This is a genomic window from Bradyrhizobium sp. HKCCYLS3070 (assembly GCF_051167575.1).
Classification (GTDB): Bacteria; Pseudomonadota; Alphaproteobacteria; order Rhizobiales; family Xanthobacteraceae; genus Bradyrhizobium.
This window is the reverse complement of the sequence record NZ_JBNPTI010000002.1, coordinates 830,499-847,090: the sequence shown is the minus strand read 5'-3', so window position 1 is coordinate 847,090 and position 16,592 is coordinate 830,499. Positions and strand designations below refer to the sequence as shown.

Below are 16,592 nucleotides of genomic sequence, written 5' to 3'. Positions count from 1 at the left end.
CCCGGCGGCATCGATTTCAGGATTCCCGCGTGATGTTCGATTGGCCCCTGGATTGGATCGCCCTGCTGGTGGCGTTCGCGGCGCTCGCCTTCGCGCGCCGGACCTCCGACCGATTGGCCGAGGTGCAGGCACGGCTGGCCAAGCTCGAGGCGGCACGCCCGATCGCGGCCGCGCCGGTGGTCGCGCCGCCGCTCAGCCCGCTTCAGGAGCCCGCTGAAGCCCCGCCAATGCCGCCCCCATTGCCGGAGGTGACCGAGGCTGCCCTGCAGCCGGCGGCGATGGCGAGCGATGCAGCGGCCGAACAGCCGCCGCTCGCGTCGCCGCCACCCGTGCCGCAACCCGCGGCCGGCTTCGAGGAGCGCATCGGCACCCGCTGGGTGGTGTGGATCGGCGGGCTGACCCTGGCGCTCGGCGGCTTCTTCATGGTGCGCTACTCGATCGAGGCCGGCCTCGTCGGCCCCGAGGTGCGCGTCGCGCTCGGCGCGCTGTTCGCCGCCGCGCTGCTCGCGGCCGGCGAATGGACACGGCGCAAGGAGAGCATCTCGCAGATCGCGGCGCTGCCGATCGCCAACATTCCGGCGATGCTCACCGCGGCCGGCACGGCGGTCGCCTTCGCCACCATCTACGCGGCCTACGCGCTGTACGACTTCCTGCCGCCCGCGATCGCCTTCGTGCTGCTCGGCATCGTCGCGCTGGGCACGCTGGCGGCGGCGCTGCTGCACGGCCCGGCGCTCGCCGGGCTCGGCATCGTCGCGGCGTTCACGACGCCGGTGCTGGTGTCGACCGGCGAGCCGAACTACTGGGCGCTGTACATCTACCTCGCCATCGTCACCGCCGCCGCGTTCGCGCTGGCACGCGTGCGGCTGTGGCGCTGGCTCGCGATGACCACGATCGGGCTGTCGTTCCTGTGGACCTTGCCCGGGCTCGACGCGGGCGTCGAGACGGTGGCGCCGCATGTCTTCCACGTCGCGGTTGGTTTCGCGCTCGCCGCGCTGATCGTGGTCTGCGGCTTCATGTTCGGACCCGCCGCCGAGAACGACGAGGTCGAGCCGATCTCATCCGTCGGCCTGGCGGTTTATCTGCTCGGCGCCATGCTGGTCGTGCTGGCGAGCTTCCATGACGGCCTGGCGCTGATCGGTTTCACGGTGCTGGTCGCGGCGACGCTGGCGGTCGCCTGGCGCGCGCCGAGCGCCGTCGGCGCGGTGGCCGCCGCCGCTGCGACCGTGTTCCTCGTGTTCGCCGAATGGGCGCTGCGCGACAATCCGGACCTGCTGGTGCTGCCCGGCGGCGCGCTGCCCGGGATGGGGCCGAACCCGCTCGGCGCGTCGGTCACGTCGCATCTGGTGACGGCCGCGATCTTCGCGCTGGGCTTCGGCGGCGCCGGCCTCCTGGCGCAGGGGCGCGCGCACAACGCCGTCGTGCCGGTGGTGTGGTCGGCGGCCGGCGTGTTCACGCCGCTGGCGCTGCTGGTCGCGCTCTATGCGCGCATCGCCCATCTCGACCGCTCGATCCCGTTCGCGATCCTCGCCGTCGTGCTCGCCGCCGGCTTTGCCGTCGCCACCGAGGCGCTGACGCGGCGCGAGGAACGTCCCGGCCTCAGTGCCTCGATCGCGCTGTTCGCGACCGGCACGCTGGCCGCGCTGGCGCTGGCCCTGACCTTCGCGCTTGAGAAGGGCTGGCTGACGATCGCGCTGGCGCTGATGTCGCTCGGCACCGCCTGGATCTTCGAGAGCCGGCCGATCCCGTTCCTGCGCACGCTCGCGGCCGTCTTTGCCGGGCTCGTGGTGCTGCGCATCGGCCATGATCCGCGCATCGTCGGCGCCGATGTCGGCACCACGCCGATCTTCAACTGGCTGCTGTGGGGCTATGGCGTGCCGGCGGCGTCGTTCTGGGGCGCGAGCTATCTGATGCGCCGCCATGGCGACGACGCGCCGCTGCGCGCGGTGGAGGCCGCCGCGATCCTGTTCACGACCCTGCTCGCCTTCCTGGAGATCCGCCACGCCGTCAACGACGGCGACATGCTGGCGGTGCCGTCGCTCGCCGAAGTGGGACTCGACGTCTGCGTGGCCCTGGCGCTGGCGATCGGGCTGGAGCGGCTGCGGGAGCGCAGCGGCAGCATCGTGCACAACATCAGCGCCGTGATCCTCACCGGATTCGCCGGCGGCGCCACCGTGCTCGGCCTGCTGCTGTTCGAAAACCCGATGATCTCGGACGTCGCGATCAAGGGCGGCCTGCTCAACATCCTGATCCTGGCCTATGCGTTCCCGGCGGTACTGATGCTGCTGTTGTCCTACGCGGTCGCAGGCCACCGTCCGCCAGCCTATGGCAATACGCTGGCCGCGGGCGCACTGATCCTGGCGCTGTCCTATGTCAGCCTCGAGATCCGCCGGATCTATCACGGCCCCGATCTGACGGCAGGACCGACCAGCGCCGCCGAGCAGTACACCTATTCGATCGCCTGGCTCGCCTTCGGCGTGATGCTGCTCGGGATCGGAATCATCGTGCAGTCGCAGCGCGCGCGTCTGGCATCCGCGATCGTGATCGCGCTGACGATCCTGAAGGCCTTCCTGATCGACATGTCGGCGCTGACCGGCGTGTGGCGCGCCCTGTCGTTCATCGGGCTCGGCCTGGTGCTGGTCGCGATCGGCTGGCTGTACCAGAAGGTGCTGTTCCGACGGCAGCAGCAGGCGCCGCCGGCTCAGCCGGCAGCGTAGCGCCATGTCGGATTAGGCCGCGCGCACCGACTCCAGGAACGACGCCACCTCACGCTTCAGCCGGTCGCTGTCCGAGGCCAGCGACTGCGCCGCGGCCAGCACGTGCGTGGAAGCCGTACCAGTCTCGGTCGCGCCGCGCTGCACGTCGACGACGTTCACGGAAACCTGCTGCGTGCCCTCCGATGCCTGCTGGACGTTGCGCGAGATCTCCTGCGTGGCGGCGCCCTGCTCCTCCACGGCCGCCGCGATCGCCGACGAGATTTCCGACAGCCGCTCGATGGTCGTGGAGATCGCCCGGATGGCGCCGACCGATTCCTGCGTCGCGGCCTGGATGCCGGACACCTGCTGGCCGATCTCGTCGGTCGCCTTGGCGGTCTGCTCGGCCAGCGCCTTCACCTCGGAGGCGACGACCGCGAAGCCGCGACCGGCTTCGCCGGCGCGCGCCGCCTCGATGGTCGCATTCAGCGCCAGCAGGTTGGTCTGGCCGGCGATCGTGTTGATCAGCTCGACCACGTCGCCGATGCGCGCCGCCGCCTTGCTCAGCTCGCTCACGCGATCATTGGTCATGCGCGCCTGGTCGACGGCCTCGGTGGCCATGCGGGCGGATTCCTGCACCTGGCGGCTGATCTCGGTGATCGACGACGATAGCTCCTCCGTCGCGGAAGCGACCGACTGTACGTTGGTCGAAGCCTCCTCCGAAGCAGCCGCAACCGCGGTCGAGATCTCCTGCGAGCGCGTCGCGGTGGATGACAGCGCGCCGGCGGAATGCTCGAGCTCGGTCGAGGCCGACGACACCGTCTGCACGATCTCGCCGATCGTCGCCTCGAACTGGCGGGTGATGTTGTCGACGCGCCGGCCGCGTTCGATCTTGGCCTCGGCATCGTGGGCCGCGAGTTCGTCGGCCTCCTTCTTGGCGATCAGCGCCTCCTTGAACACCTGCAGCGTATCGGCCATGGCGCCGATCTCGGTCGGCTCGCCGCGATGCGTCACCTCCGCGCCGAGATCGCCCTTGGCGAGCTCCTGCATCGGCTTGATGATCGACGCAATGCCGGACGAGACGTTCTGCACGAGATAGAAACCGACGGCGACGCCGGCAATGACGGCCGCGGCAATGATCGACATCACCAGCCAGATCGCACGCGTGAAGCTCTCCGCGGCCTGCCGCGTCGCGTTGTCGGCACCCTTGTTGTTGAACTCGATGTCCTGGATGAAATACTTGTCGGCGTCGCGCGCGATCGCCGCGGCCGATTTTTCCAGCATTTCGGTGGCTTCGCGCGGGATCTTTCCGACGCTCTTGTTGGATTCGTCCATCACCTGCTTGACCGCGACGACGTACTTCTCCCAGGACTGCACCCAGTTGTTGTAGATCGCCCGTTCCTCGGCCGAGGTGATCATCGGCTCGTAGGTCTTGCGGTCCTTGTTGATCGTCTCGAGGATTCCGTTGACGCGCTTCTCCGCGCCCTGCTTGGCCTCGGCCGTCTCCGACATCACATGCGCGCGCAAGGCGATGCGCAGCAGATTGATGTCGGCGCGCAGCTCGCCGATCGCGCGCACGCTCGGCAGCCAATTGGTGGCGATGTCGACCGTGTTGGCATTGATCGACTGCATGCTGGTGACGGCGAGCACGCCGAGCCCGCACATGGTGACGAGCATGAAGGCGATGACCGATATGATCTTCGTACGGATGGACATCTTTGACACGGAGGACCCCAGCTGACTGCGTGGTTCGGCCGCGTTCTGCCAGCGCCAAAGACGGCCCGAAGATCCAGGTCTACGCTGCGCTGCGCGGTCGAGGTCAGAGGATCAGAGGGCTCCGAAAATTCCGAACCCGCATGTCGTCTCTGCCGACCTCATTGGGCGCGAAACAGGCTTATCAGAGGTTAATGCTGGAACCGTAAGATTACTGACAATGCCCATAAAATGATGGCGCTCAGGGATGACACGGTACCCTGAAACCGTCTGCCGCTACACCTGGTCTCCCGATACCGCTAAAGGATCGCGTCGAAGCAAGACCTTTGGAACGCGCACGGGGCAAAGGACGATTGCCGCCACGACCTGCGCCGCAGCAACCGGAAGACGCTGATCACCGCGCGGATGAATCCGGAGATGAGGTGGCCGGGCCAGGACCGACGTCCGACAGCATCACAAGCGACTGAGCACGAGAGCGTGACGGAGATCGGCGGCGCCGGGGCACGACGCGGAGCCTAGGCCGAACTCCATCAATCCCGACTGACGCGCCCGAGGTGGACGCGGACTTCATCAAAAGGCGCCTGCGCGCAGACGATTGCAGCCACGGCAAACCGGACTCGAATCCGACGGCCAGCGGCGCAATCACCCCGGACAGCTAGACCTCAGCCGACCGCTTCGGACACCAGGCGAATCCGGAACACCGGCTGCTTGGCTTCGTCGAGCAGCTCCATCTGCCACTCGGCCCCCTGCTGCAACGACCTCGAGATCCCGCCGATCAGGTCGGAGCAGACAGCCGTCAGCTCGTTCCAGGCGGTTTCCCGGTTGGCGAATTCATAAGGCTGATCAGCCGCGCCAGAATAGCGGCCCTGGCTGATCCGGAAGAAATAAAGCGACATAACGACCCTTTCTCGTGGGCCACCCCCCTGGTTGCAAACTGCACACGAGTCGCTACCGAGGCATGAATTTGAGATTCCGTACGACTACGGCGCAATGACCACTAACGTGCGGTCAGCTTAAAAAATTACTCTATGATAATAGGGAACCGGTTTTTCAATGATCGGTGAACTAACAACTAATCGGTCGAGCGACGCAGCTCCGGCGCCGCATCCGACTTCGCGTTATCGGATTTGGTAATTTCAGTCTTCGCGTTTTCGGCCTTCATGTTCTCCGTCTTGGAACTTTCCGCCTTGGCGGCCTTCGCAGCATCTGCCTTCAAGGGTTCCACCTTGCTGCGTTCCACCCGCGGGGTCTCGACCCGTGCCGCTACTTCGGTGTGGGAGCCGTCAGCCGCAGGTCCAGCAGCGCGTGCGGCGCGCGGCCGCGCCACGGCGCGCGCCATCAGCATGGTGGCTCCGCCCTGGTGCTGGAAGTCGCAATAGGCGAAGGCGCCGAGCCCGGAGACCGAACCGCGGAAGCTGCGATCGTCCTTCTTGTCGAGGTTGAAGCACGGTTCGAACGGCATGCCCTTGATGGCAGCGCAGACATTCTGGCCGCGAATCTGCAGGGTATTGCCCGGCAGGCGGATGTGACGCACCGGCCCCGAGCCGGAGAACTGCACCGCACCGGCCGCGCCCATGTCGTCGAGGATGCGGCCCGCGCCACGGGTGCCGTCGACGCAGGTGAAGGCGAACACCTTTCCGGCGACGAATTTGCGGGCCTCGTCGGCTGTCATCGAACCCGCCATCGCAGGAGCAATCACGGCACCGGCAGTCACGGTCCCCAGCAATATACGCGCGAGCATGCATCAAACTCCCACTTAACCCCACGCAGCGGGTAAGGCGGTATCTTTACCCCATGCTTACCATACCAACCATGGCAACAATGGAGCAGCATGGTTTGAAAAGTCTGAACGTCCTCAGGATATTCTTACCACCGTACGGCCGCGGACCTGGCCCGCGAGGATCTGCGGCCCCAGCGACGCCACCTGGTCCAAGGCGATTTCGTGAGTGATTTCAGCTAGTTTTGCACGATCCAGATCGGTCGCGAGGCGCTGCCAGGCCGCCTTGCGCGCCGGCAGCGGGCACATCACCGAATCGACGCCGAGGAGGCACACGCCGCGCAAAATGAACGGCGCCACCGACGTTGGCAAATCCATGCCGGCAGCGAGGCCGCAGGCGGCGATGGCGCCACCATATTTGGTCATCGCCAGCAGGTTGGCGAGCGTATTGGAGCCGACGCTGTCGATGCCGCCCGCCCAGCGCTCCTTCGCCAGCGGCTTGGCCGGCCCGGACAGCTCGTTGCGGTCGATGATCTCGGCGGCACCGAGCGACTTGAGATAGTCGGCCTCGGCCAAGCGGCCGGTCGAGGCGATCACATGGTAGCCGAGCTTGGCGAGCACAGCCGTCGCCACCGAGCCGACGCCGCCGGCCGCGCCCGTCACCACCACCGGCCCGCTCGCCGGCGTCAGCCCGTGCTTCTCCAGGGCGAGCACCGCAAGCATCGCGGTGAAGCCGGCGGTGCCGATCGCCATCGCGTCCCGGGCTGACAGCCCCTGCGGCAGGCCGACCAGCCAGTCGCCCTTGACCCGCGCCCTCTCGGCATAGGCGCCGAGATGGGTCTCGCCCATGCCCCAGCCGGTGCAGATCACGGCATCTCCCGGCTTCCAGTCGGGATGGCTGGACTGCTCGACCGTGCCGGCGAGATCGATCCCCGCGATCATCGGGAAGCGGCGCACCACCGGCGCCTTGCCGGTCAGCGCCAGCCCATCCTTGTAATTCAGCGCCGACCACTCGACCTTCACGGTGACGTCGCCGTCCATCAGTTCGGCTTCATCGAACTGCGTCAGCGTCGCGGTCGTTCCCTTGTCCGCCTTGTCGATCCGGATCGCCTTGAACGTTCCCACAGCCGCACTCCCTGCACTTTCTTCGTCTCACGCCATGTTTAGCCGATCGGATCGGCCGCGCAACTCACGTCGCGGGAACGGCGCGCGCCACCGGCTTCTCGACGATCGGCAGGTTGATCAGCGCCGACAACACGCCGAACAGGATCGACAGCCACCAGATCGGCGTGTACGAGCCGTAGCGCTCGAACACGATGCCGCCGAGCCAGACGCCGAGGAAGCCGCCCACCTGGTGGCTGACGAAGGCGAAGCCATAGAGCGTGGCGAGCCAGCGGGTGCCGAACATGATCGCGACCAGCGACGAGGTCGGCGGCACCGTGGAGAGCCAGGCGAGCCCGGAAACCGCGCCGAAGGCGATCGCGGAAGCCGCCGTGACCGGGAACGAGATGAAGGCGAGCGTCGCCAGCGCACGCGTGAAATAGATGAAGGACAGGATGTAGCGCTTCGGCAGCCGGCTCTGCAGCCAGCCGACACTGAGCGAGCCGATGATGTTGAACAGGCCGATCGCCGCGATCACCCAGCCGCCAACCTGCGCCGACAGGCCGCGATCGACCAGGAACGCCGGCAGGTGCACGGTGATGAAGGCGAGCTGGAAGCCGCAGGTGAAGAACCCGAGCACCAGCAGCACGTAGGAGCGGTGGCCAAACGCCTCCATCAGCGCGGTCGTGAACGACTGCTGCTCGGCCTCCGACGGCTTGGCCTCGGCTGCCGGCGGCGTCGCCACGGCGAGCGACAGCGGCACGATGAACAGCATCAGCGTTGCGAACACCATCAGCGCGCTCTGCCAGCCGAACTGGTCGATCAGCGCGACGCCGAACGGAGCGAACAGGAACTGGCCGAGCGAGCCGGCCGCGGTGCCGGCGCCGAGCGCGATGCCGCGGCGCTCCGGCGGCAGCAGCTTGCTGAAGGCCGACAGGATGAGATTGAACGAGCAGCCCGACAGGCCGAAGCCGACCAGCACGCCGGCGCCGATGTTCAGCGACAGCGGCGAGCTGGAATAGCGCATCATCAGCAGGCCGCCGGCATAGAGCAGCGCGCCGACACAGATGACGCGCATCACGCCGAAACGATCGGCGATCGCGCCGGCGAGCGGCTGACCGAGTCCCCACAACAGGTTCTGCACCGCCACCGCGAGGGCGAACACGTCGCGTCCCCAGGCGAATTCACGGCTCATCGGCTGCACGAAGAAGCCGAGGCTGGAGCGCGGACCGAAGCTCAGCAGCGCAATGGCGCAGCCGCACACGATGATGACCACCGGCGTGCGCCAGCCCTGATTGCGGGACACCATACCGAGATCGCCTGCCTGTACCGACATCAGTGTCCTCCCATGCCGCGGTCGCTGTCCGCCGCGCCTCTCCGGTTAATGCATTTGCATTGAACTCCCAAGCTCAAAAGCGGAACCCAGTCATGAAAAATTTCGATGCGGGGGCCAGCCATGAGCAGGTCTCATCCGAAGCGAGTTCCGGCACCGGAACTCGCTCATGCGTCTTTGTCCCCGCGCGAAAACGTCCTGATGCGCGAGTCGCAAACGACGATTCATCCTGTGCGGGAGCGACCTTCAGAACGGCCGCTATTTGTCGCCAAACACCGATAAACAGCGAAGGAAGTCTCTGAAGAAGAACTAACAGGTACCGCGGTACACATGCGCACGGAATGTGGAATTTGGACAGCACATGGACCACGATCAGATCGAGACATCCGGCCACGTCGTGATCGTCGGTGCCGGAGTTGCCGGACTGTTCTGCGCGCTGAAGCTCGCCCCGCAGCCGGTCACGTTGATCTCCGCGACCTCATTGGGTGAGGCCTCGTTCGGCACGACGATGCAGGCCGACATCGCGGCAGCGGTGTCATCCGGCGACAGCCCCGATACCCATGCCGCCGACATGATCGCTGCGGGTGGCGGCCTGGTCGACGCGACGGCGGCGCTGGCGCTCGCGCGCGATGCCTCGGCTGCAATCGAGGACCTGGTCCGTCTCGGCGTGGCATTCGATCGTGATCACGGCGGCAGGCTGGCGACGTCTCGTGCGGCTGCGCACGCCGCGCGACGAATTCTCAGCGTTCGCGGAGACTTCACCGGACAGGCGATCATCACCGCGCTGTCGCAAGCCGTGCGCGCGACGCCCTCGATCCGCATCATCGAGGGCCATGTCGCCGACGCGCTGCTGACGGAAGACGGCGCGGTGCGTGGCCTGCAACTGCGGCCGACCGATGACGACGCGGCCGCGCCGATGCTGATCGCGGCGCCGGCAATCGTGCTGGCCACCGGCGGCATCGGCCGGCTGTTCGCGGCGACCACGAATCCGCCGCACGCCACCGGCATCGGCCTCGCCATCGCCGCCCGCGCTGGCGCGGTGATTGCCGATCCGGAGTTCGTGCAGTTTCATCCGACCGCGATGATGGCCGGTCACGATCCGGCGCCGGTTGTGAGCGAGAGTCTGCGCGGCGCCGGCGCGATCCTGATCAACCGGCGCGGCCAGCGTTTCATGCTGCCGCGCCATCCGCTGGTCGATCTTGCCCCGCGCGACACGGTGGCCCGCGGCGTCATGGCCGAGATCATCGCTGGACGCGGCGCCTTTCTCGATGCGCGCGACGTGCTCGATGACGACGTCGCCGAGCGCTATCCGATGCTGCACCGGGCCTGCGTCGCCGCGGGGCTCGATCCGACCCGCCAGCCGATTCCAGTCGCGCCGGCGGCGCATTTCCACATGGGCGGGATCGCGGTCGACGCGCAGGGCCGCAGCTCGATCGAGGGGCTCTGGGCGGCAGGTGAAGTCGCCGCGACGGCAACGGATGGCGCCAACCACATCGCCGGCAACGCGCTGCTCGCGGCGCTGGTGTTCGCCCGGCGGATTGCCGACGACATCTCCGGCCGGACGTTGACCGCGTCCTCCACCCTGCAGCACGTTGCATTCGCCGATCCGGCCGGATCCTGCGCGGGCGCAGCGCAGGTGTCGCTGCGCGAGATGATGACGAGCCAGCTCGGTGTCATCCGCGACGAGGAGCGGCTCGCCGAGGCCATCGCCGCGATTGCCAGGATGGAGCGCGACGCCGGCAGCCCGAGGCTGCGCAACATGGCGAGCGCCGCGCTGCTGATCGCCACCGCGGCCTGGAGCCGGCGCGAGAGCCGCGGCGCGCATTGCCGCGCCGACTGCCCCGCGGAGAATCCGAGTTTCGCGCAGCGGACGATGACCACATTGGCCGCTGCCCGCGAGATCGCCGACGAGCTCGCGGCACGGCCGACGGCGCGGCAGTCGCGGCCGTTGAGCGCGTAGCAAGAGCTGATCCGACTGCGTCACGACGGAGCTCGGCAGTCGCGTTTTCACCGTCATTCGTGATCACCGTCATTCCGGGTTCAGGGCCTGCGGCCTTGTCCCGGAATGACGGTGCTCATGACGAAGCAGCCATCGTCGTCCAATACAGATATTACGACTCGTTGTTATTTGCTGCCTCGCCGGTATTTGGGGGCAGGCACGATGTAATTAGTGCGTGCCGTGTCGGCCGCGTGCATCCATTGATCCGCGGGCGCTGGACGAACAAATCGGCCGTACCGTTGCGCTGGTGCTCGTAGTCATCACGCGCACGATCTGAGCGGCCCTCGCCAATGAGTTGGACGAGGCCTTTCGTCGAAGCAGCTGCAACTCGCCGCACGGATCGAGCACATCCTCTACGCGCGCGACTAATTCGCATCGATCTGTGGGGATACGCCACATGCCCCTTCGCCATGGCTTCAGATCGTTCTCGGCCAGACGCCGCCGCACTATCTCGTGCGCCCCGGCGCCGCCGGCATTTACCAGCACCAACTAAATGGCTGGACAGGTTCGCCATGATTTCGGCAAAAGAACCGCGGAACCTGTACAAATAAGAAGAAGAGATGGTCGAAATTTAGCGGTGCTCAAGTAGTAGCGCGCGTTTTGTCCGTCCTGCTGACGAGGAAATGGAATTCACGGCTGCCAGATCGCCGATTCACCGCTTGGCATGGCCCTAGATTCGGTCATCGGTCTCGCCGCCGGTTTGGAAGCCGAGTCGCCGAGCAGAAAGGCGCCAAACGGTCCAGGGAGTGTTGCGGGGCGACGCGATGGCGCGTGTCCGCAGGAGTAGTTGAGGATGAGTTCCTTATTGCGGAGTAGCGGATCGCGGATCACCGTGGGTGATGCGCAGAGCGAACGTTGGCGCCCGGCAAAGCCTGCCGCTTTGTCCAACAGCCTCGCGCATGCGACGTCTGAGCCTGATGAGGATGCGGCCACCGATCTCTCCCGGCCGTGGTGGCAAACCGCTTCAGCGGTTGACGATGCGCCGATGCCAATGGCGCCAGCAGAAGCGGACCGATCCTGGCAGATCCCTTCACTCGATCCCGTCGTGATGCCTCCACCTCCGCCCGAACGGCTCGAATTCGATTCTGTTTTCCGGTTCGGTGCCGCAGCGGCCGCGCTTGCGTGCCTCGCGTTCTTTGCGGTGCGCATCATGCAGGCTCCGGACATTGAAACAGTTACGAAGTCTGAAGCGACCGCTTCATCGTCTCCCCGAAACCTCGGGACAGCGGGGAAATCGAAATCCGATGACGGCCAAGCATCGCTGGACGCCGCGGCGCACACGATCGGACGGGCCGATTCGATCTTGGCGTCGGTCCCGATCGTCAAGCCGGCTCCGGGCGGAGGCGAGACCCCGCAGTCAATTCCGCCGAAAGCATCTCGGACCATCGCGACCAGGAGCCCTGCACCGGCGGCCGCGTCTGCGCTGACCAAGAACGAGATCAGCGAAATGCTGAAGCGCGGACGCGATCTCATCGGCGCGGGCGACGTTGCGAGTGCCCGCCTGATCCTGGCGCATGTCGCGGAAGCGGACGCCGAAGCATCACTGACGCTGGCCGGCACCTATGACCCCGCGATCTTGTCCAACCTGAAAGCCGTTGGCGTCGCGCCCGATCCGGCCAAGGCCCGCGCCTGGTACGCGAGAGCCGCCGAACTCGGGTCACTCGAGGCTCGACGGCGGCTCGAGTGACCCGGGCTTCGAAACCGGGTGATCCAGCGCGGTCTCACGCCGGTCGCTGCGCAGGAATTGCGGCGGGGCGCGGACCGCCGGATCCTGGTCGATGGTGTCGTGCGGGCGACGCGCGTCCCCGCAAAGTGTTGTGTTGCGTGATGAGGTCCATGATGGGAATGTTTGATCGTCTGTTGCAATCGGCCTTGTCGTCGGCGCCCCGTGGTCCTTGGCTGCTTGGCGCGCCGGGTTCTCCGACCGTGGCGTTGCTCCTCGTGCTTGCCGCCGTGCCAGGCCTGGCGCGTGCTGCCGAGGGCGAGATCCGGATCGGCAATACGACGCCCTACAGCGGGCCGGCGGCCGCCTACGGCAGCGTGAGCAAGGTCATCTCCGCCTATTTCCAGAAGGTGAATGACGAGGGCGGGATCAGGGGCCGCAAGATCACCTACATCTCCTATGACGACGGCTATAATCCGCAGAAGACGATGGAGCTGACACGACGGCTGGCGGAGGAAGACAAGGTCGACGTCATCTTTGCGAGCGTTGGAACAGCGACCAGCGCGGCGGTGCGGCCTTATCTCAACGCGAACAGGATACCGCAATTGTTCGTCGGCTCCGGCGCCTCGATCTGGGATCAGCCTCGCGACTATCCTTGGACCATGGGAGCGCAACCCAGCTACCAGATTGAAGCTCATATTCACGCGCAATATCTGCTCGAGCAACATGCCGGTGGCGCGCGCATCGGTGTGCTTTATCAAGACGACGAGTTCGGCAAGGACTATCTGAAGGGTTTGAAGGACGGGCTCGGCGGCAAGCTGCCGATCGTCGCGGAAGCGGCTTACGCGGTCACCGATGCCGACATCAATCAGCAGATCGCGAAGCTGAAGACCGCCGGAGCCAACATCCTGGTCGACGTCAGCACCCCGAAATTCACGGTGCTCGCGATCCGCCGCCTCGCCGAGCTCGGCTGGAGACCCGAGCACATCATCCCCACGGTTTCGGATTCGGTTGCCACCGTGCTGCAGCCTGCAGGCCTGCAGAACGCGGAAGGACTGCTTTCCGCCACCATCCTGTACGAGGGCGGTGTGCAGGGCGGCGATCCCGGCTTCGCCGAGTGGTCCGCGTTCATGGATCGCTACGCGCCTGCGATCAGCAAGAACAACAGCTTGGGAATCGTGGGCTACGCGCTTGCCAACCTGATGGTTGCGGTCCTGCGCAATTGCGGCGACGACTTCTCCCGCGACAACATCATGAGGCAGGCGCGTTCCTTGAAGGGGACGCCAATTCCCATGTTGATTCCCGGGATCGTCGCCAATACCAGCGCCAGCGACCACGCGCCGATCGAGCAGATGCAGATGAAGCGTTTCGTCGATGGCCATTGGGAACGGTTCGGGCCTGTGCGCAGCGGAATCGACCCGGGTGCGGTCAGCGATTCCTTCAAGGCGATCTTCCGCTATGCCTCGGCCAAGCGCGATCTCGCGAGCCAGCTCAACGCCAATACGGTGAGCCTGATGACGGGCTCGTATGGCAGCACCTATTCGCAGATGGGCGCCGACGTCGCCTCGGTCCTCAATGACGGCATCAACCTGCGGGTCATGCCGGTCCTCGGCAGCGGCTCGGTTCAGGCGGTGGCCGACATCCTCATGCTCAAGGGCGTCGACGTGGGAATCGTGCGCAAGGACACGCTGTCCTATCTCGAACGCAAGGACTTCGCGAGCAACATCCGCAATCAGCTCGTCTACGTCACCAAGATGTTCAACGAGGAAATGCATGTTCTGGCACCGCGATCGATCCGCACCATGCGGGAGCTCGACGGCAAGACCGTTGCGGTCGACCTGCCGGACGGCAGCACCTTCGTGACCGCGATCAACGTGTTCGAGCGGCTCGCGATCAAGCCGCATCTGCTCTATATCGAGCCGCGCATCGCGCTCGAAATGTTGCGCAAGGGGGAGATCGACGCGATGATTGCGGTCGACGGCAAGCCGGTGCCCTGGCTCAGCCAGATCACGGATGCCAATCTGCATCTCGTCCCGGTCGGCTACGACAAGACCTTGCGCGAGGATTACCTTCCATCCAAGCTCACCGCGGACGACTACCCCAACCTGATCTCCAATTCCGAGTCGGTGGAAACGATCGCAGCAGAGGCAATCCTGGCGTCGTATAATTGGCAGCCGGGAAGCGACCGCGATCGCCGGCTGTCGCTGCTGGTCGAGTCGCTGTTCTCACGCATGTCGCAGCTGCAGCGGCCTCCCTTCCATCCGAAATGGCAGGAGATGGCGCCGCGCGCGCCGGTCGCCGGCTGGACCAGGTTCCGGGCCGCGCAGGAATGGCTCGATGGGACGACACGGATTCCGGCGGCCACTACGGCCACCGTTAGACCGTCGAAGCCGGTCGCGGCCGCCGCACCGTCCCCGCGCATTCCTGTCACGGCAAAGCCGGCAGCCGCAACGCCGCCGGACCAGGCGCGCCAGACCGAGTTGTATCGCCGCTTTCTCGAGTGGAATGCGACGCGTCGCTAGATGATTAGCGCCGCGTCCAGTTCGGATTGCTCTCGGCCTCGCTCTTGGCGGCCTCGGTGAGCTCGGCCGAAATGATCGCGGTCTGCTGCGGCGTGCCCCAGCTCGGCGCGTCGCTGCCGTCGCCCCACTTCTTCGGCCGATAGAAGGTGTGAACGCCGAACTTGTACATGCGCTTCATCTCGGCGACCCAGGACGGCCGCACCCAATAGGCATGATAGTGGGTCGACTTGCCCACCTCCGGCAACCAGATCAGCCCGTCCAGCATGGCCTTCGCGATCTTCCTGGCGCGATCCCACATCTCGGGCTCGCGGATCACATCCGGATTGTTGTCGCAGGCGAAGGTGAACTGGCAGGCGAAGTGGCGGTATTTGTTCTGGTAGACGACGCCGCACACCGTCGTCGGATAATAGCCGGAGAACGCTCGGTTCAGCACGACCTGCGCCACGGCCATCTGGCCGCGCACCGCCTCGCCGCGGGATTCGAAATAGACTGCTTCGGCAAGACACTTCTCGGACTTGAAGCGCGCCTTCTCGTCCGTGAGCCCCAACCGTTCGGCCGGAGTCCTGTCGCGCTGATTGTCGGCATTGACCTCGCCCTTCGGCGCGATGCTCTCGCCGCCATCACCGGCCTTGGCAGCATCGTCGGCCGGATGTGACAGCACCGCCATCGGCTTGAGGTCCGGATCCGGCATCACGATCAGTGGCGCCTCGCCCGGCAGCCATGTCTCCATGGTGCCGGCGGCACCGCCCAGCGACGACGTGCCGAAATAGAGGTTGGACGTCTTGATGTTGAGGCCGTCATAGCTGACGGCGCCGTCCACCAGGATTTGATCGGCTGCAGGCTTCAGCTCGCCCGATGTCTGGATCTCGGACTTCGCCGCGTCGTACTGCACGAGCGGCGGCGCGCTCAGCGCCTCCTGCAATTCGGGATCGAGTGCAGAACGCTGCGAGAGCGGCGCCTGCGGCGGCGCTTCCGTCGTCTTGGCGCCGAACACCGAGGAATTCGAATCCGGTTGTGTCGATGGCGTGGGTGCGGGCTCGGAGGGCGCCGGCTCGACGGGCGCGGCCGATTCGGTCGGCTGCGCCGACGGCGTCGGGGGACGCACGACGAGACGATCGCCCTTCAGTGTGCGATCGACCTTGGGAAAGTCGGAGGCCTGATAGCGCGGCGGAACCTGCAGCGCCGGATTGCGCGGCGTCGATCCGGTGATGTCGAGATCGCGCCCATCGAGGCTTGCGAGGCGGATGCTCACCGCCTGCGGCGCCGAGGTTCCGATCGGACGACTGAAACTATAGGTGGCGAGCTGAATGGAGGCCGCAGCCGAGAACACACGCTTCTGCCAGCGTTCGGCGACGCCCGGCTGGCGGGCGAGCAGAGAAGCGATGTCTTGATACCCGGTCTCTGTCGGCATCAGAGCGAAGACGCAGAGACCGAGTCCGAAGGACGCAAATCGCGCGCCCTTCGGATCGGGACGCAGAACTAACATCGATACGCTCAACGCAACGCTTACTGGATCGACCGAACGACAGTGCTTCCGTGCAATTCGATCTTCTCTCTTCGTATCGGGTTTAGGTTGCCGAGGAGTTAATCCGCGTTGCAATTGTGAAACAGGCAAGCGGGGAAGTTGCAGAGCGCCGAGCGATCGAGATGCTTGGTAAACGGCGCACCGACGAGAACGGGTGAACATTCAGTCAACAGATGCGGTGAATGAAAATCATCTGCACATCATGAGGCGGAGTGTTCCATCGGCCTGCGACGTTCGCTCTCTCCACTCGTCATTCCGGAGCGCCCCCGGAATGACGGCAGTGGTGGAGAAGAAGTGCACCTTGCGTCACGTGCGCGCCGCATCGCGAC

The 16,592-nt window shown here is 65.9% G+C and carries 10 protein-coding genes and 1 pseudogene; 4 read left to right on the top strand and 7 right to left on the bottom strand.

Annotated features, from left to right (window positions below; translation table 11 throughout):
• The first annotated feature begins 32 nt into the window (after positions 1-32).
• Positions 33-2,714: a DUF2339 domain-containing protein gene (locus tag ACQR03_RS12515; protein WP_434841218.1), complete on the top strand. Its 2,682-nt coding sequence runs from the start codon at positions 33-35 to the stop codon at positions 2,712-2,714.
• A 12-nt stretch (positions 2,715-2,726) separates the two neighbouring features.
• Here ACQR03_RS12515 and ACQR03_RS12510 read toward each other — a convergent pair whose 3' ends face one another.
• From ACQR03_RS12510 to ACQR03_RS12490, 5 genes are all read right to left on the bottom strand, one after another.
• Positions 2,727-4,415 (bottom strand): methyl-accepting chemotaxis protein, encoded by a 1,689-nt coding sequence (locus ACQR03_RS12510; RefSeq protein WP_316167488.1) that lies wholly within the window; start codon positions 4,413-4,415, stop codon positions 2,727-2,729.
• Positions 4,416-5,065: 650 nt separating this feature from the next.
• Positions 5,066-5,299 (bottom strand): DUF6894 family protein, encoded by a 234-nt coding sequence (locus tag ACQR03_RS12505; RefSeq protein WP_315717224.1) that lies wholly within the window; start codon positions 5,297-5,299, stop codon positions 5,066-5,068.
• 176 nt (positions 5,300-5,475) lie between these two features.
• Positions 5,476-6,144, bottom strand: coding sequence for a hypothetical protein (locus ACQR03_RS12500; RefSeq protein ID WP_315826955.1), 669 nt, complete (start codon positions 6,142-6,144; stop codon positions 5,476-5,478).
• A gap of 114 nt (positions 6,145-6,258) precedes the next feature.
• On the bottom strand, positions 6,259-7,245 hold the full coding sequence (gene acuI / locus ACQR03_RS12495; protein ID WP_434841219.1) for an acrylyl-CoA reductase (NADPH): 987 nt from the start codon (positions 7,243-7,245) through the stop codon (positions 6,259-6,261).
• Positions 7,246-7,309: 64 nt separating this feature from the next.
• Positions 7,310-8,557 carry an MFS transporter gene (locus ACQR03_RS12490; RefSeq protein ID WP_316183778.1) on the bottom strand — a complete coding sequence of 416 codons (1,248 nt, stop codon included), beginning with the start codon at positions 8,555-8,557 and terminating at the stop codon, positions 7,310-7,312.
• 358 nt (positions 8,558-8,915) lie between these two features.
• On the opposite strand from ACQR03_RS12490, the gene ACQR03_RS12485 reads away from it, so the two are divergent.
• Positions 8,916-10,514, top strand: a complete 1,599-nt coding sequence (locus ACQR03_RS12485) for an L-aspartate oxidase (protein ID WP_315826957.1) — start codon at positions 8,916-8,918, stop codon at positions 10,512-10,514.
• Positions 10,515-10,770: 256 nt separating this feature from the next.
• On the opposite strand, the pseudogene ACQR03_RS12480 reads toward ACQR03_RS12485, so the two are convergent.
• Positions 10,771-11,012, bottom strand: a pseudogene (locus tag ACQR03_RS12480) (IS630 family transposase); the annotation flags it as partial.
• A gap of 334 nt (positions 11,013-11,346) precedes the next feature.
• Between ACQR03_RS12480 and ACQR03_RS12475 the strand changes: the two are divergent.
• Both ACQR03_RS12475 and ACQR03_RS12470 read left to right on the top strand, forming a co-directional pair.
• Positions 11,347-12,240 carry a hypothetical protein gene (locus ACQR03_RS12475; RefSeq protein ID WP_315826958.1) on the top strand — a complete coding sequence of 298 codons (894 nt, stop codon included), beginning with the start codon at positions 11,347-11,349 and terminating at the stop codon, positions 12,238-12,240.
• A gap of 152 nt (positions 12,241-12,392) precedes the next feature.
• Positions 12,393-14,738, top strand: a complete 2,346-nt coding sequence (locus tag ACQR03_RS12470) for an ABC transporter substrate-binding protein (protein WP_434841387.1) — start codon at positions 12,393-12,395, stop codon at positions 14,736-14,738.
• 4 nt (positions 14,739-14,742) lie between these two features.
• Here ACQR03_RS12470 and ACQR03_RS12465 read toward each other — a convergent pair whose 3' ends face one another.
• Positions 14,743-16,224, bottom strand: coding sequence for a cell wall hydrolase (locus ACQR03_RS12465; RefSeq protein WP_434841220.1), 1,482 nt, complete (start codon positions 16,222-16,224; stop codon positions 14,743-14,745).
• Positions 16,225-16,592: the final 368 nt, after the last annotated feature.

What these genes read in the sequence shown, in the direction of transcription:
- ACQR03_RS12515 (WP_434841218.1), top strand. Translation starts at nt 33, where the DNA reads ATGTTCGATTGGCCCCTGGATTGGATCGCCCTGCTGGTGGCGTTCGCG.
- ACQR03_RS12505 (WP_315717224.1), bottom strand. Translation starts at nt 5,299, where the DNA reads ATGTCGCTTTATTTCTTCCGGATCAGCCAGGGCCGCTATTCTGGCGCG.
- ACQR03_RS12500 (WP_315826955.1), bottom strand. Translation starts at nt 6,144, where the DNA reads ATGCTCGCGCGTATATTGCTGGGGACCGTGACTGCCGGTGCCGTGATT.
- ACQR03_RS12490 (WP_316183778.1), bottom strand. Translation starts at nt 8,557, where the DNA reads ATGTCGGTACAGGCAGGCGATCTCGGTATGGTGTCCCGCAATCAGGGC.
- ACQR03_RS12485 (WP_315826957.1), top strand. Translation starts at nt 8,916, where the DNA reads ATGGACCACGATCAGATCGAGACATCCGGCCACGTCGTGATCGTCGGT.
- ACQR03_RS12475 (WP_315826958.1), top strand. Translation starts at nt 11,347, where the DNA reads ATGAGTTCCTTATTGCGGAGTAGCGGATCGCGGATCACCGTGGGTGAT.
- ACQR03_RS12470 (WP_434841387.1), top strand. Translation starts at nt 12,393, where the DNA reads ATGGGAATGTTTGATCGTCTGTTGCAATCGGCCTTGTCGTCGGCGCCC.
- ACQR03_RS12465 (WP_434841220.1), bottom strand. Translation starts at nt 16,224, where the DNA reads ATGTTAGTTCTGCGTCCCGATCCGAAGGGCGCGCGATTTGCGTCCTTC.